Below are 18903 nucleotides of genomic sequence, written 5' to 3' on the forward strand. Positions count from 1 at the left end.
TGATGCAGCACACCGTTGCGGGCCTCGTGCCGATCCTCGCCACGCCCTTCCACGCGGACGGCTCGCTGGACCTCGCGGGTCTCGCGCGTCTGACCCGCTTCCAGCTCGACTCCGGGGTGGACGGGGTGGCGACCTTCGGCATGGCCAGCGAGGGCTTCGCGCTGACCGCCGAGGAGCGCGAGCAGATCATGACCACCATCGTCGACGTCGTCGCCGGGGCCGTGCCGGTCGTGGCGGGGGTGAACGGCACCTCGACCGTGACCGCCCTGGAGCAGGCCCGCGCCGCCGAGGCGCTCGGCGCGCAGGCCCTGATGGTCCTGCCGCCCTTCATGGTGAAGCCGAGCCCCGCGCAGCTGGTCGACTTCTACGGCGACCTCGCCTCGGCCGTGTCGACCGAGATCATGGTGCAGGACGCGCCGGGGGTGACCGGCGTGGCGATGGCCCCCGCACTGGTCGCCCAGCTCAGCGCGCTGGACCGCGTCACCTCGGTCAAGGTGGAGGCTCCGCCGACCGCGCCGAAGACGAAGGCGATCGCGGACCTGGTGCCCGCCGAGTTCGCGGTGCTGGGCGGCCAGAACGCCCAGTTCGTCATCGAGGAGTACGCCCGTGGCGCGGTGGGCACGATGCCCGCCTGCGAGTTCCCCGACCTGCTGCGTCCGGTGCTGGCCGACTTCACGGCGGGCCGACGCGCCGAGGCGCGGGCCGCGTTCGCGCGGCTCACGCCGCTGATCCTCTTCGGACTGCAGCCGGGCATCGCCTGGGCGGTACACAAGGAGGTCCTGGTGCGGCGCGGGATCATCGAGCACACCACCGTGCGCTCCCCCGCCGCCGTGCTCGATGAGGCCAGCCGCGAGAGCCTGCACGCGATCCTCGACGAGCTGGCGCTGCCGTCGGTCGCGGTCGGGGCGCGCTGATGGACACGGCTGCGGCGACGGGACGACGCCGATGACCGAGCCGCCGCGTCTCGTCGCCGCAGCCGAGGCCCGACCCGACGTCGTCGGTTTCGGCGAGGCGATGGTGCTCCTCCAGCCGCCCGCCGCCGAGACGCTCGATGAGGCCGCTGCGCTGGAGGTGCACTCGGCGGGAGCCGAGCTGAACGCCTGTGCCGCCATCACCGCCCTCGGCCGCCGAGCCACGCTGGTGACCCGGCTGGGCGACGACGCGTTCGGCCGCCGGATTCGGCGGGCGGCCGGGCACCGGGGAGTCGGGCTGGCCTGCGAGACCGACCCGACCAGGCCGACCGGCGTCTTCGTGAAGGACGTGCGGCCGGACGGCGCCCGGCGAGTGAGCTACTACCGGGCGGGTTCGGCGGCGTCGGCGATGGACGAGGGCGACGCGGAGCGGGGACTACTGCTCCGGCCGCGCGCCGTCCTCGTCTCCGGACTCACCGCCGCGCTGGGACCGGGGCCTGCCCGGCTGGTCGAGCACATCGGTCGGCACGCCGCCGACCACGGATCGGCGCTGGTCCTGGACGTCAACCTGCGCCCGGCCCTCGGCCGTCTCGACTCGACCGTGCGTCTCCTGCTGGCGATGCTGTCCCGCGTCGACCTGCTGGTCCTGGGCACGGACGAGTCCGAACCGCTGTTCGGCACCTCGGACCCCGCCGAGATCGTCCGCCGGGCACGCCAGGCCGGCGTCCGGGAGGTCGTGGTCAAGGCGGGCGAGCAGGGCTGCTGGTGGACCGACGCCGACGGCGAGAGCAGGCCGATGCGGAGTCTCGCGGCCCGCGTCGTCGATCCGGTCGGCGCCGGGGACGCCTTCACCGGCGGCTATCTCACCGCCCGGCTCGCGGGCGCGGACACCCGACAGGCCGCCGCGCTGGGCTCTCGGCTGGCGGCGGGCGTGCTGGCCGACGTCGGCGACACCACCGGGCTGCCGCGCCGCGCGGAGGGCGTCCGACTGCTCGCGGCGGCAGTGGCCGACTCCGCAGGGGCCGGGGTCGCGGCTCCCTTCGGCGTCGGCCGATCGCGTGCCGACTGAGCCGAGCCGGACGATTCGGCGAAATCGGATTGTTCGCTTTTCGGCGGAGCACGGTACCGTTCTTCGTCGGCGATTCGGCGCACTTCATCGATTCCGGAGCCGGGGCGCGGAAAACGAACCGCAGTGCCGATGTTGAAATGCAGATCATGTTCCGTGGCACTACAGCGATTCTCCACGCCGGACCGGCAGAATCGGCGCTACTCGACCAATGGAGGTCCGAGTTTCACACGAGGAGCAGCCGTCATGCGACGAATCATCATGGTGATCGCGGCGACGATCATGGCTTCGGGTCTCGCGGGGGCGGGGGTCGCCCACGCCGGATCGGATCGGCACACCACGGGGTCCGTCGAGCAGGCCGTCGTGCAGGAAGTATCGAAACAGGACGTCGGCGTGCTCGCCGTCGCACAGAACGGTCTCTGCGAGGTGGGCGAGGTCTGCCTGTTCTACAACGCGGGCTGCTCCGGCTCGTTGGCGGACTTCAGCTCCTTCATCCCGGACTTCGCCGGATACCGGTTCCTCTCGCCGGGTTCTGGTCAGGGCCAGGCAGTGAAGAACAATGCGGCGTCGGCGCGTAACCGGGATGCCGTCTGGATCGCCAGGATTCACTACAACGAGAACTACGGGAGCGTCTACGACGACGTGCTCCCCGGCAACGCGTCCAGCTGCCGGAACCTCGTGAACACGCTGAACGACAACGCCTCGCTCGCCTGGCGTCAGTAGCCGCCATCGGATCGTCCGACCCGCCGGACGATCGGGGAGCGCCGCCGACGTGCACACCGTCGGCGGCGTCTTCCTGTGTCGACAACGTGTTGTTCGGCGAGCCCGCCGACGAATCGGCGCATCATCCCGGATCGGCATGCCCGCGCCGGCGGACCGGGACGCACCGATCGCAATCGGATCCGGAATTCCCATCTGCGGTCGGATCTTCGATCCTGCGATGCGAGATCCCCCGACGCGGGAGCGGGTGCTTCCACCTCGGCTCGCGCTCGAATGAGAACGGCATCGAATCCGATCGACCGGCCGGTCGAATCGATTCCGACGCGCGCACCTGAGCCGTTCCTCGGTTCGAGTCGCCCGCCGCACCCGGCTGGTCCGCATCGACTGATTACCGGCGTAGCAGACGCATCGTCGTGATCGGCGGTCCCACTGGCACCCGCAGAATTCTCCTCGATCGGCCGGGCAGCCTCGGAGCCGAGAACCGAGAACAGCGAATCCGCCCGATCCCGAGAAAAAGCAGCACCGGCCTGCGCACGCAACCGGCCGTGATAGTCAAGCCGACGAACGGCTGCCCACGAAATGCCCCCGCGTGCCGTTCGTCGTCCCCACGACGCACGCGATCGAGTGATCGTCTCGCGCTCGGCAGGCTCTGCTACCGTGGCCCTCATGAAGCGCGCTGGTCTGACGACGACGCCGGAGACTCTCCCGGCGCGCTGAAAGTCGACTTGGTCGAGAAGCCCCGGGGCGAGTGCCCCGGGGCTTCTCTCTGTGGTCACTCGCCTCACCACTCGTGAGGAGACCACGATGCACGATCACCGCAGGCTCGGCCGCGAACTGCGGCTCTTCGACACCGACCCCCTGATCGGCGCCGGTCTGCCGTACTGGCTGCCCGACGGCGCCGTCGTCCGGCAAGCCCTGGAGGAGTACGTCCGCGACGCGGAGCGCCGGGCGGGCTATCAGCACGTGTACTCGCCGGTGCTGGGCAAACGCGAGCTGTACGAGATCTCCGGCCACTGGTCGCACTACCGCGAGGACATGTTCCCGCCGATGGATCTGGGCGGCGAGCAGGTCGTCCTGCGCCCCAGTCTGTGCCCGCATCACGCCGTGATCTACCGATCACGGGCGCACAGCCATCGTGAGCTGCCGCTGCGGATCGCCGAGCTGGGCGGCATGTACCGCGCCGAGCTGTCCGGCGTCCTCGGCGGGCTGACCCGAGTGCGGGCGATCCAGCTGAACGACGCACACGTCTTCTGCACCCCCGATCAGGTCGCCGAGGAGGCGCGGGCGGCCCTGGCGATGATCGTCCGGGCGTATGAGGTCCTCGGCATCCGCCCGGCCCGCTACCGGCTCTCGCTGCCGGGACCCGGCGGCAAGTACGTCGCCGCGCCGGAGATGTGGCGCCGCGCCGCCGCCATGCTGACCGAGGTGCTGGACCGCTCCGGCCTCGACTACGAGAGGGCCGAGGGCGAGGCGGCGTTCTACGGGCCCAAGATCGACGTGCAGATCGCCGACGGCGCGGGCCGGGAGGCCACCCTGTCCACCGTGCAGGTCGACTTCCACCAGCCTGCGCAGTTCGACCTGCACTACACCGGTCCCGACGGCGCCCGGCACCGCCCGGTCATGATCCACCGCAGTGTCATCGGCAGCGTCGAGCGCGCGGTGGCCCACCTCATCGAACTGCACGGCGGCGCCTTCCCGAGTTGGCTCGCCCCCATCCAGGTCGTCGTCCTGCCGATCTCCGACTCGGAGCTTCCCCAGGCCGATGACCTGGCACGACGCTGCACCGAGGACGGGCTGCGCGCTCGGGTCGCCGGTCCGGAGCAGGGCAGCCTCGGCGCACGCATCCGAGCCGCTCGGCTCGTGCCCTACCAGGCGGTGATCGGCGCGCGGGAGGCCGAGGTCGAGAACGTGGCCCTGCGACTGCGGGACGGGCGGCGGCTGGACGCCCTCCCCGTCGTCGAGGCAGTGCGCCGGATCAACGCGCTGGTGACGAGCCGACGCGCCGAGCTGTGGGAGCAGGCGGCCCCCGGCTGATCCGTTGCAGCGGGAGCTGCTGGGCATCCCGTCGGGATGCACCACGAGAATGCCCCGGCGGGGCGGCCCCTCGCTGGCCGTCCCGCCGCCGCACCGCGACCCGGTCAGGGAAAGATCAAGCGCAACCGACCGTCCGCCCTGTCCCCGTCAGGAGATGTCATGCCCTTCGCCGACCAGCTCATCGGCCCCGAGGTCGCCGCCGACCTGGTGCAGGCGGTGCGGGCCGCCGCGCCTGCGGCACCGCTGTCCGCACTCGACGCCGCGCAGCACGCCCTGACGCCGCTGCCGCTGCGGGAGCGCAGCGATCTCCTGCGCGATGCCCTGATCACGGACCTGCCGGGCGACTACGACCACTTCGCGGGCGTCGTCCGGGCCGCCCGGGACGCATCGCCCCTGCTGCGCGGCTGGATGATCTGGCCGGTGACCAGTGCCGTCGCCGCCAAGGCCATCGCCGAGGGCACCGAAGAGGCCTTCGACGACGCGCTCGCGCTGCTGGCCGATCTCACCTCGCGGCTCAGCTCCGAATTCGCCATCCGCGCCCTGCTGGACCACGACCTGGACCGGGCACTGACCACGATCCAGGGCTGGACGGCGGCCGAGGACGTCGACGTGCGGCGGCTGGCCTCGGAGGGCACCCGCCCGTTCCTGCCCTGGGCGACCAGGGTGGCGGGCATCCTCGAGGCACCGCATGCCACGCTGCCGATCCTCACTGCGCTGTACCGCGACGAGAGCGACTACGTGCGCCGCTCCGTGGCCAACCACCTCAACGACCTCAGCAGGGAGCAGCCGGAACTCGTCGTGGCGACCGCCGCCGAGTGGCTGGCCGATCCGGACGAGAACACCGAGTACGTCGTCCGGCACGGCCTGCGCACCCTGGTCAAGAAGGGGGATGCCGACGCGCTGCGGTTACTCGGGTTCGGCCCCGCCACCGTCGACGTCACCGGCCCCGACCTCACCGAGGTGGACGTCCCCTTCGGCGGCACGGTGAGCTTCGCGGCGACGATCCGCAACACGGGGCCGGAACAGGCCCGCCTCGTGATCGACTACATCGTGCACCACACGAAGGCCGACGGCCGTCAGACCGGGAAGACCTTCAAGCTCACGACCAAGACCCTGGAGTCCGGCGAGTCCGTCGACATCGCTCGTGACCACTCGTTCCGGGAGATCACCACCCGGCGGTACCACCCCGGCGCGCATGCGATCGAGCTCCAGATCAACGGAGTCCGCAGCGGCCGGGCCGACTTCATGCTGCTGCCGGGAGACTGAACGAGCGAGGCGGCGGGCCGGCGCGCGGCGGTTCGTCGCAGCCGACAGCACCATGCTGCTCCCGACGTCCGTGCAGACCAGATCAGCAAGGCGTGGCTGCACGCCTTGCTGACGGCTTACCTCGGACAGCCCGCCGCGACATCTCTCCGGAGGCGGTCTCCTGCCGGGCCGTCGGCTGTGTCGCGATCGGCGCTGTCTCGACGGGTGCCAGACGGCCGCAGGCATCGACGGTTACCGCAGCGGCAACCCGTTCTCCCTCTCCGGTTGGGCCGTCCAGGCCCGACCCGCGAAGGCCCGCGCCTGAATCACTGCCCGCTCTCTCAATCTCGCGGGAGGCCTCGGGCCGCTCACGGCGGCGGAGAAGACGGAGACCCCGAGACGGCGGACCGGGATCACCGCTGTCAGCCTGCCGTCCCCAACAGACAGAACTCGTTGCCCTCTGGGTCGGCGAGGACGGTCCAAGACACGCCCGACGGCTGCCCCACGTCCACCCGACGGGCGCCGAGATCCAGCAACCTCGCCAACTCGACCTGAGCGGGGACGCCCTCGGCACGCAGGTCCAGGTGCAGCCGGTTCTTCTGCGTCTTGGCCTCGGGGACCGCGAAGATGTCGATCCGCGATTCGGACTCGCCCTTCGGGGCGATGCCGATGCCCTCCTCGACGTCCTCCACGATCTGCCAGTCCAGCACGCGGCACCAGAAGTCCGCGACGACTCCGGGGTCGGCGGCGTCGATCGAGATCACCGCGATTCTGCTGGTCATGGCGCGACTCTAAACGAGATCGATGCCGACGGCGTGCCGTTATTCGCCGAGCCGTACCCCCCTGCGCCTCGGCGGCTGACCGGAGGTCAATGGGCGGGTGTCGACGAGAACGGCGCTCGATCGCCGCAGCCCGCTCCGTATCCGGTGGCCCCCGAGAAAGCAGCGCGCCCCGGCTCGGCAGGGCCTGCACTCAGACTGCCGGTCTCTCCGTATTCCGACACCCAGACCTCACGATGCAGCAGTCGCCCACACCACCAAGCACAAACCGGCGGTGTGGGCCCCATGCATGCGGACAGCAGACAGCCTTCGGCATGGACCGGTCACGGCGGCAGGGGCAGGCGGGACGACGGTCGGCCGACGGGCCGGATCGCACCGACGTCAGTCGACCATCCCCAGCAGGCAGAACTCGTTGCCCTCCGGGTCCGCGAGCACGGTCCAGGAGGCATCCGACGGCTGTCCCACGTCCACCCGACGGGCGCCGAGTTCCAGCAGCCTCGCCAACTCGGCCTGGGCGGTGATGCCGTCGGCAGACAGATCCAGGTGCAGTCGGTTCTTCTGCGTCTTGGCCTCGGGGACGGCGAAGATGGCGATCCGCGACTCGGACTCGCCCTTCGGGGCGATGCCCACGCCCTCGTCGACGTCGTCCATGATCTGCCAGTCCAACACGCGGCACCAGAAGTCCGCGAGGCCACTCGGGTCGCGGGCATCGATGGTGAGCACGGTGATTCGGCTACTCATGGCGCGACCCTAGTAGAGATCGACGACAGGACGCGGTCGCCGAGCCCGGCGGCCCGCGTACCGACGGCTCGGCGCCGCGGCCCGGCCGCCGAGGTCGGCGGTGGGCGGCTGTCTCGTCCGTGCCGAAGCCGGCCGAACACCGGGGGACAGGCTCGACGCGCGCGGAGACGGCGGTCGCCGCGATGATCATCCGGCAGGCACAGTTCTGGGCTTCGCTCACGGGCGTCCTCGCGAGACGAGCGATGCTCGGCCGCCGTCGCGGCTCCGACGCCCCCGCCCACGCCGCAGCCGCGCCGTCCTCAGATCACCGGCGCCGAAGCGGTCCGCACCGTCCTCCTCGGCCCGAAGAGGACGGTGCGGACCCCCGATGTCACCCGCCGCGATGCGGCGTCGTCAGCCCAGCACGCCGCTCAGCTCGTTCGGTGCGGCGTCCAGCGAGCCGGTGGCGGTCGTCGTCCCGGTGGCGAGATCGACGGCGTGGATCTCATTGCCGCTCGGGTCGCTGACATAGGCGACGTCGTCCCGGACGAAGATCGACGGGCGAGCCTCCTGCCACTCCAGCGGCTCCTCCCAGGAGTCGATCACCGGGATGGTCTCGGTGACCTCGGCCGCCGCCGGGTCGATCACGTGGATCTGGCCGTCGGTGCCCAGCACCAGCGCCTCCCCCGCAGGACCCCTGGCCAGCGAGCGGAACGTGTAGCTGGTGCCGATGTCGAGCAGCGTGATCGTCTCGGCCTCGGTGTCGATCAACGACACCTGGGTGGGCCGCTCCAGCTCGGCCTCGGCGTCCTGCTTGTAGTCGCCGAGGGTGATCGGCGAGGCCTCGGAGCCTGCCTGGTTGCCGATCCGCCCGTACTCGGTGGGGCTGTCGACCTTGGTGATGGCCCCGTCCCGGTAGATGAGCACGCCGGTCTCACAGCCGATGACCACCGCCTCGCCCTGAGCCGTAGCCTCGCCGTGCACGCCGGGGCAGTCCTCGTTGCGGGCAATCTCCTCGCGGTCGGCGTCGAGCACGATCATGCCGGGACGCTCGTCCTCGTTGCCGATCGTCGTGACGAGCTCACCGTTGGACAGCTCGACGGCCACGCCGTGGTGCGCCTCGGGCGTCGTGTACTGCTCGGTCGCCGGCAGCTCGGTGCCCAGCGCGTTCGAGTCGAAGATGGTCACCTCGCCGGTTCCGTCGGCGAACAGCACGGTCTTGCCGTCGTGCCGCACGACGTGGCCTGCCTTCTCGGCGGGGAACTCCAGGTCGGTCAGGGCCGGGCCCGCCGCGTCGAGGACGCGGAAGCCGGTTGACGTGGAGACGAAGAGATGCCGGTCGTCCCCAGCGGGGTTGAGGCGGTTGAAGCCCTCCAGCGGGATGTCCTCGACGACGTCGAGGGTCTGCCCGTCGAGCACGTAGATCCCGCCGTCGTAGGTGGCGGCGATCGGGTCGGTCACGGTGGCGGGCGGCTGCTCCGAGGAGCCGGACGAAGCCGACTCTGGCGCGTTCTCGGCGGCGGTGTCCTCTGCGGCCGTGCCACAGCCGCTCAGCGCGAACGCGGCGACGGCGGCGGCTGACATCGCGACGCCCCGGCCCACGCGCCGGGACAGGAATGGCGATTTCGCCATGGACGGTACCTTCTGTTCTTCTCGATTGATCAGCGAGACATCACAGGCATCTCGCTGATCGCGGGTGATCATTCAGGTCGGATTCGCGGTCCTCAGTACTCGCCGAGCAGACCGTCGCTGATGGCCTCGGTATTGCTGCGCATCATCTCCAGATAGGTGGCCGCGCCCTGGTCGACGGCACTCAGGGACTCGGAGAACAACGGGATGACCGCGACGTCGACTCCCGCCTGATCAGCGAGGACCTGGGCCAGGCGGTCCGGTTGCGAGGAGTCCGCGAAGATCGCGGGAACGCCTGCGGCGTGGATCGTGTCGGCGAGCGACGCCAGATCCGAGGCACTGGGCGAGGCCAGGGTGGTGCCGCTGGGAATCACCGCACCGACCACCTCGAAATCGAACCGTTCGGCCAGATAACCGAAGACGTGGTGATTCGTCACCAGTTTGCGGTCCTCGGCCGGAATGCGCTCGAAGGCCGCGTTCATCGCCGCGTCGAGTTCGTCGATCTCGGCACGGTAGTTCTCGGCGTTCTGCCGGACGGCCGCCTCGTCCACGCCGTCGACGTGCGCGATCACCGCGTCGGCGATCGTCTCGACGGCATCGCCGACGCGACGCGGGTCCGTCCAGAAATGCGGGTCGGGCTGACCGGCCGACTCGTCCGAGGTGTAGTTCAGCGGGTCGGCCTGCTCGCCGACCGCCAGCGTCGGGACGCTCGCCTCCTCGGCCGCCTCGACGTTGCGCAGCACACCCTCCTCCAGGCCGAGCCCGTTGTAGACGACCAGCCCTGCCTGCTCGATCTCGGCGGCCTGCTGGGCGGAGATCCCGAAGGAGTGCGGGTCGGCATCCGGCTTCATCAGCACGGTCACCTCGGCCTCGTCGCCGACGATGTTCCTGGTGACGTCGCCGAGGATGTTCGTGGTCACCACGATCGCCGCGCGGGGGCGGTCCGCGCCGGCACAGGCGGTGGCGAGCAGCAGGACGAAGGCGAGGGAGGCGGTCAGTGCGGTGTGGAACCAGCGTCGGGTTGATACCCGGCCTGCACGGATGTCGGTCATCGTCCGGTCTCCACCATGTGGTCGGCCCTGCCGTCGACGGCGAAGGTCCTGGCGAGCCGTAGGTCGTCGCCATAGTCGATCTCGTGAATCTCGCCTGCGGACGGGTCATTGACGTAAGCACGTGTGGTGTCGACCTGGATCACGGGAGCGGGCTCGGCCGTTGCGGCCTCGGCCGACAGCAGCGCGCTCTGGGCGGTCTCCTCCCCCGTCTCCGGGTCGAGCGCGTGCAGGACGCCGTCGTTGGTCAGCGTCAGCACCGGAGCGCCCTCGCCGACCGCGTTCACCGCGACGACCGGGCCGGTCGCCAGGTGACGCCACTCCCGCTCCGTGACGTCCAGGACCCACACGCCCTCGTCGCCAGCCGCCCCCACGAGCGTCGTGCTCAGGGGCCGATGGTGGAACTCGACGGCCCGCTCGGCCGCCGACTCCGACTGGGGATACGGGATCTTCTCCCCTGCGAAGGCGCCGTCGTCCTCCGTCACCAGCAGCGCGCCGTCCGCGCAGCCGAAGACCACGCCCCGGCGGGTCGTCGCCTGCCCCCGGAGGTCCGGGCAGGGCTCCTCGATCCTGGCGACCGGCTCGCCGTCGCGGCTGCGAACCTCGACGCCGTCGGCGACGCCGGAGCCCGCCTCGGCCTTCGAGGTCAGGAGGTGTTCTCGGTAGGCCACCGTCGCGGCGGAGTGGGGCTCGCCGGTGATCGTCTCGAGCCGGTCGACGGCACCCTCGTCGAGCCGGGCCCGGTCGAGCAGCTCGGCGGTGCCGTCGGCGAACGAGACGGCCGAGACGACCGGATCGCTGGACACGTTCGTCGGCTCCTCGCCTGCGATCGGGCCGACGTCGCGCGCCTCGGCGCGGTAGTAGTGCACGTGGTCGCCGTGGTCGACCATCCAGGAGCCGCCGTCCACCACGTGGACGGACTCCTCGCCGGTCAGATAGCCGAATCGGCCGTCGCCGAGGATGCCGCGCACGCCCTCGACGCGGCCGACGTCGAACACCTCCTCGGTGATGAGGTCGACGACGCGGACCGCGCCGGTCTCCTCGTCGGCGACGATCAGGCGGGACTGGGCCTCGGCCGTCTCCTCCGCGCCTTCGACGTAGCCGTGCGGGACCTCCTCCTCGGCTGCGTCGGTGGCGGTGGTGACGTCGTCGGCCGGGCCGCCGCCGCAGGAGGCGATGAGGGCGGCCGAGGCGACCAGGGCTGCGGCCCGGCCGATGACCCGGTTGATTCTCGATTTCACGATGCGTACTCGATCTCGTCGTCGTGGCGGACGGTGGGCAGCGAGGGGTCCGGGCGGCCGCGCCGGAGGAGGCGGACGGCGAGCGCCGAGACGAAGAACAGTGCGACGGCGACGGCGGCGATGGTCGCGCCTGCCGCCGTGCCCCAGTGCCAGGAGACGAGCAGCCCGATCGCGGTCGACGCGCTGCCGAGCAGCGCCGCGCCGAGCATGATCATCGGGATTCGCCTGGCCCAGAGCGTGGCGGTCGCCGCAGGGGCGATGAGCAGACCGAAGACGAGCAGCGTCCCGACCACGTGGAACGAGGCGACGATCGCCAGGGTCACGAGGCCCAGCAGCAGGCCGTCCGCGAGGCCGGGCCGCAGGCCGAGGGTGTGCGCCTTGCGCCGATCGAAGGTCAGCGCGACGAAGGAGCGGTACCCCAGCCACGAGACGACGACGGTGATCGCCAGGGCGACCAGCAGGCCGAGGAGATCACCCTCGCGCACCCCGAGGACGTCGCCGAACAGGAAGCCGGTCAGGTCGACCGCGAAGGACTGGGAATGCGACACGATGATCACGCCGGCCGCGAGCATTCCCACGAAGAGCAGTCCGATGGTGGTGTCCTGCGAGAGCCTGCGGGACCGCCCGAGCGCCGTGACCCCGAACGCCATGAGGCCCGCGCTGAGCGCGGCGCCGATGAGCAGGTTGCCGCCCAACAGCGAGGCGAGCGCGACGCCGGGGAGCATCCCGTGCGACATCGCGTCGCCCAGGAAGGCCATCCCACGCAGCACCACCCAGGTGCCCGCGAGCGCACAGATCAGCGAGACGAGGACGCCCGCCGCCAGCGCGCGCTGCACGAAGGACACCTCGAAGGGAAGCAGCAACCAGTCCACGCCGGGGACTCTATAGTGACAACGATTCTCATTGTCGACACCAGTGGAAGGTTGTTCGATTCAGTGTCTGAGGTCACCATGCGCGACGTCTCCGCGAGCTACGGCAGCCGCCGGGTCCTCGTCGACGTCACCGCCCGAGTACCGCGATCGCAGGTCACGGCCGTGGTCGGCGCGAACGGGGCAGGCAAGTCGTCGTTACTCAACGTGATCGCCGGGACGCTGCCGCCGACGTCCGGGACCCTTCGGCGGACCGGTTCACGTCGCCCGGCCTACGTGGTGCAGCGCAGCGACGTCTCCGATGCCCTGCCCATCACCGTGCGGGGCACGGTCGAGATGGGGCGCTGGGCACACCGTGGTCCGTGGCGGAGGCTGACGGCGCGGGATCACGCGGTCGTCGCGGACTGCCTCGCCAGGCTGGACATCCGGGACCTCGCCGAGCGGCAGCTGGGCGCGCTGTCCGGGGGGCAGCGGCAACGCGCGCTCGTCGCGCAGGGCCTGGCGCAGGAGGCGGAGCTGCTCCTGCTCGACGAGCCGGGCGCGGGCCTGGACCTCGCGGCGCAGACCCGTATCGAGGACGCGCTGGCGCAGGCGTGTCGAGACGGAGTGACGGTGCTCCGGGTCACCCACGATCTCGACGTCGCCAGGCGTGCCGACCACTGTCTGCTGCTCCGCGACGGACGGCTTGTCGCGGAAGGCCTGCCCGAGGCGGTGCTCACGCCGGAGCGCGTGCGGGCAGCGTGGGGCGTGCCCGACCTGGCTTGAGCCTGCCTACGGGTCCTGACGACGGGTTGCGCCTCGGCTCTGGCGGACGTCGCGGCGCGAGGTGCCGTCGAGCCGGGCACGCGTGGCCCGACGCCTCGGGCGCGATCGGCGAGGCGGCCCGGTCCGGCCGGACCGGGCTCGGGCGACCCGCCCCGCCTGCACCGACCCGCCGCCCCCGAGGGCGAGCGAACCGGTAGGTCGCCGGACCGCAGTCCGCTCGGCTGCCGGCCGCCGAATCAGTCGAACAGCCGCCGGAACACGTTCGTGCCCGCCAGGTCGACGAGTTCGTCCCCGCGTCCCGACATGATCGTGCGCAGCGCGTAGAGGGTGAAGCCCTTGACCTGGGCCGCCGTGATCGCGGGCGGGACCGAGATCTCCTGGCGCGCGGTGACCAGGTCGACCAACGCGGGCCCGTCATGCGCGAAGGCGGTCCGCAGGGCGTCCGCCACGTCGTCGGGCTGCTCGACCCGCTGCCCGTGGATGCCGAGCGCCGTGGCGAGGGCGGCGAAGTCCGTCTGCTCCAGCTCGGTGCCGAAGTTCACCAGCCCGGCCGCCTTCATCTCCAGCTCGACGAAGTTCAGCGAGGAGTTGTTGAAGAGGACGATCTTCACCGGCAGCCGATGCTGACGGATCGTCAGCAGTTCGCCGAGCAGCATGGCCAGCCCGCCGTCCCCGGCCAGCGCGATGACCTGTCGTCGGGGGAACGCCGACTGCACGCCGATCGCCAGGGGCACCGCCGCAGCCATCGTCCCGTGCGCGAACGAGCCGATCAGCCTGCGGGAGCCGTTCATCTTCAGATAGCGGCAGGCCCAGACGACGGGCGACCCGACATCCGGGATGACCACGGCGTCTTCCGAGGCGAGTTCGCTGACGAGCCTCGCGACGTACTGCGGGTGGATCGGGGTGCGGTTGCGGTCGTTGTCGGCGAGCGCGTCGAGTTCCCTGCGCGCCTTCGCGTAGTCCGCCAGCGAGGAGTCCAGGTGTCGTGAGCTGCGTCCGTCGGCGAGCAGGGGCAGCAGACCGTCGACCGTGTCTCGGATGTTGCCGACGAGCCCGACGTCGATCGGGGTGCGGCGGCCCAGCTGCTCACCTCGGATGTCGACCTGCACGATCTTCGCCTGCGGTGGGAAGAACTGCTGGTAGGGGAAGTCGGTGCCGAGCATGAGCAGGGTGTCGCAGTTCTCCATGGCCTTGTAGCCGGAGCTGAAGCCGAGCAGTCCGGTCATTCCGACGTCATAGGGGTTGTCGTACTCGATGAACTCCTTGCCCCGCAGCGCGTGCACGATCGGGGCCTGGAGCCGTTTCGCGATGGCCAGCAGCTCCGGGTGGGCGCCCTGCACGCCCGCGCCGGCCAGGATGGTGACCTTGCGGGCGGCGTTCAGCACCTCGGCGGCGGCGTGCAGCTCGCGATCGGTCGGGCGCGTGATCCTCGGAACGGCCCGGATGGGTGCCGAGCTGCGTCGATCGGGGGCGTTCCGGAGGAAGACCTCGCCGGGGATCACCAGCACGGCGACGCCGTGTCGTTCGACGGCCGTCCGCATGGCGATCTCCAGCAGCCGGGGAAGCTGATCGACGCCGCTGACCAGCTCGGTGTAGACGCTGCATTCGCGGAACAGGTCCTGCGGGTGCGTCTCCTGGAAGTAGTTGCTCCCGATCTCGGCCGCCGGGATCTGTGCGGCGATGGCGAGCACCGGGACGCGGCTGCGGTTGGCGTCGAAGAGACCGTTGATCAGGTGCAGGTTGCCCGGTCCGCAGCTGCCCGCGCACACCGCGAGCTCCCCGGTGACCGCCGCCTCGCCTGCTGCGGCGAAGGCCGCCGCCTCCTCGTGCCGCACGGGCTGCCAGGAGAGGGTGCCCGCCCGTCTGATCGCGTCGGTGAGTCCGTTCAGCGAGTCGCCTGCGAGTCCGTAGACCCGCTCGACCCCCGATTCGTGCATGATCTCGACGACGCGGTCCGCGATGGTCGGCATCTTCAGTTCCCTCCTGCGTGTTTCGACGGCTCTCGGGCGGCGAACGGCCGGTTCCCGCCTGCCTCCGGGCAGCCCGCCCTCGGTCTGCACCGTGCAGAGGGGGAGTGCCCGGCAGACCCGGGATCGGAACCCGCCGAGGCAGGCGTGTCTCGCTGCGATCAGCAGCCGCAGGCCACGGTGGCCGTATCCGTGAGCGACGCGACCCGGTCTGCGGCTATCGCAGGTCCGCCGGAGGCTCCACGGCCGACCTGCGGTCCGAGCACTCCCGCGTTCTTCAGAACTCCTGGTAGACGGCCGGGTCCTGATCGGCCAGCCTGCCGTCGGGACGGCCCAGCCCCGTGATCGCGGCGATCTCGTCCTCGGTGAGGCCCACTCCGGCGATGTCGAGATTCTCGCGTTGACGTTGCGGTGCGGCCGCCTTCGGCAGCGGGATCGCCCCGACCGCCACGTGCCAGGCGAGCACCACCTGACCCGGGGTCACCTGGTGCGCCTCGGCGATGCCGGTGATGGTCGGATTCCCCAGGAGGTCGTTTCCCCTGCCGATCGGACTCCATGCCTCGGTGCGGATGTCCTGATCGCGGTGGTAGGCCAGCGCGTCCTGCTGCGGGAAGTAGGGGTGCAGTTCGATCTGGTTGACGACCGGGGCCACTCCCGTCTCCGTCTTCAGCCGCTCGATGTGCTCTGGCAGGAAGTTGCTGACGCCGATGTGCCGCACCAGCCCTCGGCGCCGCGCGTCGATGAGCGCCCCCCAGGCCTCCACAAAGCGGTCCTCGCGGGGGTTCGGCCAGTGGATGAGGTAGAGATCGAGGTGGTCGAGGCCGGTGCGGAACACACTCTCCTCGATCGTGGTCTTGGCCTTCTCGGCGGCGTGATGCCTGCCCGGCAGTTTCGAGGTGATGATCAGCTCGTCCCGGGGGACGCCTGCGCTGCGGGCCGCCGCTCCGACCGCGCCTTCGTTCTCGTAGTTCACCGCCGAGTCGATGAGCCGATACCCGTGCCGGATCGCGGCGGCGATCGTGTCGACGCCTGCCGCGCCGTTCAGGCGATAGGTGCCGAAACCCACGGCAGGCAGTGGTGCGCCGGAGGCGGCGGTCAGCTCGGGAATGGTCATCGGGACGTCCCTTCCGGTCTGCGTCGTCAGCAGGCAGGCCCCGCCCGGGGTCGAGCGGGGCGACCTGATCATGACGATGACAGACGGGGCGACGGCGGGCAGGACGAGCGACCGGCGTCGGGCTTCGCGGGCGGGGTGTTCGATCCTCGGCCGTCGGCCTCGGCGGCCCGGCTGCCTGCGCGGACACCGCCCGGTGTTCCCGCCTTCGCCGCCGCCACGACGGCCTCCCCCGGTGTGCCGGGCGGACGTGGCCGGAGTGACGACGCCACGCCCGCCGCCGGGGTCGCAGGCGCCGACCGGTGCTGTCCCCGATCCCGAGTGTCGTAGGCGACGACACCCTGCTCAGGTCGCGGTCTGGCGGTCCCGAGTCGCCCGCAGCGCCTGCACCAGGTGTCGGACGCCGAGAGACTGTGCGCTCACCTTCGCCGACGAGGTCCGGCCGATCGCGAGATCGCCCCTAGGGTCGGGTCGTGCAGGCCTCGACCCGCCGAGCGAGCCCCGCACCGGCGGCGGTGGTCGGCGTCTCCTCCGACAGCAGGCGCGAGGTCCGTTTCCGCACCGTATTCCGGCCTGCCACGGCGAGACCGTCTTCGGCGACGACGCGGGGCGAGGAGGTCAGCAGGCCCGATAATCCGGCTTCCGCCGTCCACTGTCGACTCCTAGCGGCCGCAGGCGACCGGCGGGAAAATATCGAACACAATCCACGATTCGTCATTCGCCGTCCACCGACAACGGGCTGATCCCGGCGCGGCCGGCGCCGACACGGCCGCGCCGGACGCCATTCGCGAGGCGTCGGCGCGGCTAGGCCGATCAGGTGGAATCAGCCCTCGACCGTTGGTGGAGACCACTGCGTCGACTTAGGTTTTCCAGGAGATCAGAGTTCTGATACGACTGGGGAAATCGTATTCACGCCGTTGCAACGTGGCGCTGATCCGTGCTGGTGTAATGATCTCGTCGATCCGACCAGAAGGTGATCGGATGTTCATTGCCGGGCCGCGAAAGACGTCGAAGCGCACTTCCGTGAATACCGTCGGATGGGCGCGGCTTTCCCATCGCAGTTCGCCCGTGATCGGGGTTCCCGCATTCGCCGCGCACGACTCCGGTCGCGCCGCACAGATCCGGGAGGTCGACGGCAGACCGCAGGCCGTGGCCTGGGACGTGCGTTCCGATCGGCATCGCATCGTCACCGCCGCCCCGCAGGGCGTCGACCTGTGCGAGATCGAGCCCGACGGCAGCCATCTGTGGTGGTTCGACGCGGCGGAACGCGGCGTCGGCCGGTGGCTGCGGCAGCCGTTCGGCGGCGGGCGGACGACGCCCGCGATGTCGGACGTGCCCGAGGGGCGGATGTACGGCATCGCCTTCGACCATACGGGCGCCACCAGCGCGGTGACCATCGGCAACGGCGAGCAGTCCCAGTGTTACCTGGGCGTCCCCGGCAGGCAGGCCCGGCTGGCGATCGCCGCCACCGGCTTCCTGGGGCTGGTCGACATGACGCCGTCGGGCGGAACGCTGGCAATGGCGGGGCGGCCGGACGGACCGAACGCCGTGTGTCTGCGCACGCCGGAGGCGCTGGTCCAGCTGCCGGGCGAGCGCGGCCGCGCGTTGTGGCCGCTGGAGTTCCAGCCGAATCCCGACGTCGAGCCGGAACTGCTGCTGGCCGTCGAATCGGCAGCGGGCTACACGGTCGCGACCTGGCAGCCCGACACGGGCGTCCGTCGTCACGACTGGCTCACCTTCGACACCGAGATCACCGCCCGCTGGCATGGTCCCCGCACGGTGCTCGTGCAGCAGGACCGGGCGGGCCGGAGCACGGTCTGCACGGTGGACCTGGACACGAGGAAGATCTGCCCGGTCCCCACCCCCGAGGGCACCATCCTCGATCTGACCAGCTCGCCGGACGGGCGACTGCACTATCTGTGGAGCCGCACCGACCTGGCCCCGCGCCTGCTCGTGTCCGATCCGGACAGTCCGGCGACGGTCCCGGAACCTGCCGGCCGGCAACGGGAGATCTGGACCGGCTCGATTCACAGCTTCCTCGCCACCCCGACCGGAGCAGGCCCGTGGCCGACCGTGTTCCTGGTGCACGGCGGCCCGGCCACCCACGACCGCGACTGCCACGACCCCAGGGTGCGGGTCTTCACCGAGGCCGGGTTCGCGGTGGTGCGCACCAACTATCGGGGCTCGACCGGGTACGGACCGGCCTGGCGGCGCGACTTCGGCCATCGCGTCGGGCTGGCCCAACTCGACGACCTGGCGGCGGCGCGGGCGCACGTGATCGAACTCGGCGTCGCCGATCCCGACCGCATCGGGTTGGCCGGGTATTCGTGGGGCGCCTACCTCGCGCTGTTGGCGATGGGCGTGCAGCCATCGGAATGGGCGGTGGCCATGGCCGCGTTTCCGGTGGCCGACTATCCGGCCGCGCACCAGGGCACCACGCCCGCGCTGCGCGAGGTCGACGAGGAGCTGTTCGGCGGCACCCCCGAGGAGTTCCCGGAGCGCTATCGGGCGGCCTCGCCGATGACCTATGTGAACCAGGTGCGCGGCTCGGTGCTGCTGGTGTCCTCGCCCACCGACGAGAAGTGCCCCGCCGAGCAGGTGGAGCGCTACGCGACGGCCCTGCGGCGACGTCGAGTCCCGCACGAACTGGTGTGGGTCGGCGGCGGTCATCACAGCCGCGACTCCGCCGACCACGCCTCCGTGATGGCCACGATGCTCCGGTTCGCCACCGAGGTGCTCACCCCCCGAGTTCCGTCGCTCCCCGAGGACAGCGGGGACCGATCGAGTCCTTGACCGA

General features: G+C 71.0%; 15 protein-coding genes. 7 read left to right on the forward strand and 8 right to left on the reverse strand.

Going from position 1 to position 18903, the window contains the following annotated elements:
• Positions 1-2: 2 nt before the first annotated feature.
• The 5 genes from UA74_RS19655 (at position 3) to UA74_RS19675 (ending at position 5997) form a co-directional block, all read left to right on the forward strand.
• On the forward strand, positions 3-914 hold the full coding sequence (locus UA74_RS19655) for a dihydrodipicolinate synthase family protein (RefSeq protein WP_075741578.1): 912 nt from the start codon (positions 3-5) through the stop codon (positions 912-914).
• Between the two features lie 31 nt (positions 915-945).
• Entirely contained in the window at positions 946-1980 is a 1035-nt protein-coding gene (locus tag UA74_RS19660) for a sugar kinase (RefSeq protein ID WP_075741579.1), read from the forward strand.
• A 243-nt stretch (positions 1981-2223) separates the two neighbouring features.
• The gene (locus UA74_RS19665) at positions 2224-2700 is read left to right on the forward strand and encodes a peptidase inhibitor family I36 protein (protein ID WP_075765108.1); all 477 of its coding nucleotides are present in this window, start codon (positions 2224-2226) and stop codon (positions 2698-2700) included.
• 765 nt (positions 2701-3465) lie between these two features.
• Complete coding sequence (gene thrS, locus UA74_RS19670; RefSeq protein WP_257787478.1) at positions 3466-4731, forward strand: threonine--tRNA ligase; 1266 nt, start codon at positions 3466-3468, stop codon at positions 4729-4731.
• Between the two features lie 159 nt (positions 4732-4890).
• Positions 4891-5997, forward strand: a complete 1107-nt coding sequence (locus tag UA74_RS19675) for a DNA alkylation repair protein (RefSeq protein WP_075765110.1) — start codon at positions 4891-4893, stop codon at positions 5995-5997.
• A gap of 401 nt (positions 5998-6398) precedes the next feature.
• Here the strand turns inward: UA74_RS19675 and UA74_RS19680 are convergent, their stop codons facing one another.
• The 6 genes from UA74_RS19680 to aztB form a co-directional block, all read right to left on the reverse strand.
• Positions 6399-6758, reverse strand: coding sequence for a VOC family protein (locus UA74_RS19680; RefSeq protein ID WP_075741582.1), 360 nt, complete (start codon positions 6756-6758; stop codon positions 6399-6401).
• Between the two features lie 378 nt (positions 6759-7136).
• A complete protein-coding gene (locus tag UA74_RS19685; RefSeq protein ID WP_075765112.1) occupies positions 7137-7496 on the reverse strand; it encodes a VOC family protein in 360 nt (119 codons plus the stop codon).
• 393 nt (positions 7497-7889) lie between these two features.
• On the reverse strand, positions 7890-9107 hold the full coding sequence (aztD, locus tag UA74_RS19690; RefSeq protein ID WP_075744002.1) for a zinc metallochaperone AztD: 1218 nt from the start codon (positions 9105-9107) through the stop codon (positions 7890-7892).
• Positions 9108-9199: 92 nt separating this feature from the next.
• Positions 9200-10156, reverse strand: coding sequence for a zinc ABC transporter substrate-binding protein AztC (aztC, locus tag UA74_RS19695; RefSeq protein ID WP_075741584.1), 957 nt, complete (start codon positions 10154-10156; stop codon positions 9200-9202).
• Positions 10153-11394 (reverse strand): hypothetical protein, encoded by a 1242-nt coding sequence (locus UA74_RS19700; protein WP_232237341.1) that lies wholly within the window; start codon positions 11392-11394, stop codon positions 10153-10155. Before UA74_RS19700 ends, aztC begins: the two co-directional genes overlap by 4 nt.
• Positions 11391-12266 (reverse strand): zinc ABC transporter permease AztB, encoded by an 876-nt coding sequence (gene aztB / locus UA74_RS19705; protein ID WP_075741585.1) that lies wholly within the window; start codon positions 12264-12266, stop codon positions 11391-11393. The genes UA74_RS19700 and aztB overlap by 4 nt, the downstream gene beginning before the upstream one ends.
• A 63-nt stretch (positions 12267-12329) precedes the next feature.
• Here aztB and aztA point away from each other — a divergent pair, with 63 nt between their 5' ends.
• On the forward strand, positions 12330-13028 hold the full coding sequence (aztA, locus tag UA74_RS19710; RefSeq protein WP_404799946.1) for a zinc ABC transporter ATP-binding protein AztA: 699 nt from the start codon (positions 12330-12332) through the stop codon (positions 13026-13028).
• 236 nt (positions 13029-13264) lie between these two features.
• Here the strand turns inward: aztA and poxB are convergent, their stop codons facing one another.
• Complete coding sequence (poxB, locus tag UA74_RS19715) at positions 13265-14998, reverse strand: ubiquinone-dependent pyruvate dehydrogenase (protein ID WP_075741586.1); 1734 nt, start codon at positions 14996-14998, stop codon at positions 13265-13267.
• Positions 14999-15272: 274 nt separating this feature from the next.
• A complete protein-coding gene (locus UA74_RS19720) occupies positions 15273-16109 on the reverse strand; it encodes an aldo/keto reductase (RefSeq protein ID WP_075744005.1) in 837 nt (278 codons plus the stop codon).
• Between the two features lie 1065 nt (positions 16110-17174).
• Here UA74_RS19720 and UA74_RS19725 point away from each other — a divergent pair.
• Positions 17175-18899 (forward strand): alpha/beta hydrolase family protein, encoded by a 1725-nt coding sequence (locus UA74_RS19725; protein ID WP_075765114.1) that lies wholly within the window; start codon positions 17175-17177, stop codon positions 18897-18899.
• Positions 18900-18903: the final 4 nt, after the last annotated feature.

The organism is Actinoalloteichus fjordicus, from assembly GCF_001941625.1.
Lineage (GTDB): Bacteria > Actinomycetota > Actinomycetes > Mycobacteriales > Pseudonocardiaceae > Actinoalloteichus_A > Actinoalloteichus_A fjordicus.

What these genes read in the sequence shown, in the direction of transcription:
- UA74_RS19660 (WP_075741579.1), top strand. Translation starts at nt 946, where the DNA reads ATGACCGAGCCGCCGCGTCTCGTCGCCGCAGCCGAGGCCCGACCCGAC.
- poxB (WP_075741586.1), bottom strand. Translation starts at nt 14,998, where the DNA reads ATGCCGACCATCGCGGACCGCGTCGTCGAGATCATGCACGAATCGGGG.
- UA74_RS19665 (WP_075765108.1), top strand. Translation starts at nt 2,224, where the DNA reads ATGCGACGAATCATCATGGTGATCGCGGCGACGATCATGGCTTCGGGT.
- UA74_RS19675 (WP_075765110.1), top strand. Translation starts at nt 4,891, where the DNA reads ATGCCCTTCGCCGACCAGCTCATCGGCCCCGAGGTCGCCGCCGACCTG.
- aztC (WP_075741584.1), bottom strand. Translation starts at nt 10,156, where the DNA reads ATGACCGACATCCGTGCAGGCCGGGTATCAACCCGACGCTGGTTCCAC.
- UA74_RS19680 (WP_075741582.1), bottom strand. Translation starts at nt 6,758, where the DNA reads ATGACCAGCAGAATCGCGGTGATCTCGATCGACGCCGCCGACCCCGGA.
- UA74_RS19685 (WP_075765112.1), bottom strand. Translation starts at nt 7,496, where the DNA reads ATGAGTAGCCGAATCACCGTGCTCACCATCGATGCCCGCGACCCGAGT.
- UA74_RS19655 (WP_075741578.1), top strand. Translation starts at nt 3, where the DNA reads ATGCAGCACACCGTTGCGGGCCTCGTGCCGATCCTCGCCACGCCCTTC.
- aztD (WP_075744002.1), bottom strand. Translation starts at nt 9,107, where the DNA reads ATGGCGAAATCGCCATTCCTGTCCCGGCGCGTGGGCCGGGGCGTCGCG.
- UA74_RS19720 (WP_075744005.1), bottom strand. Translation starts at nt 16,109, where the DNA reads ATGACCATTCCCGAGCTGACCGCCGCCTCCGGCGCACCACTGCCTGCC.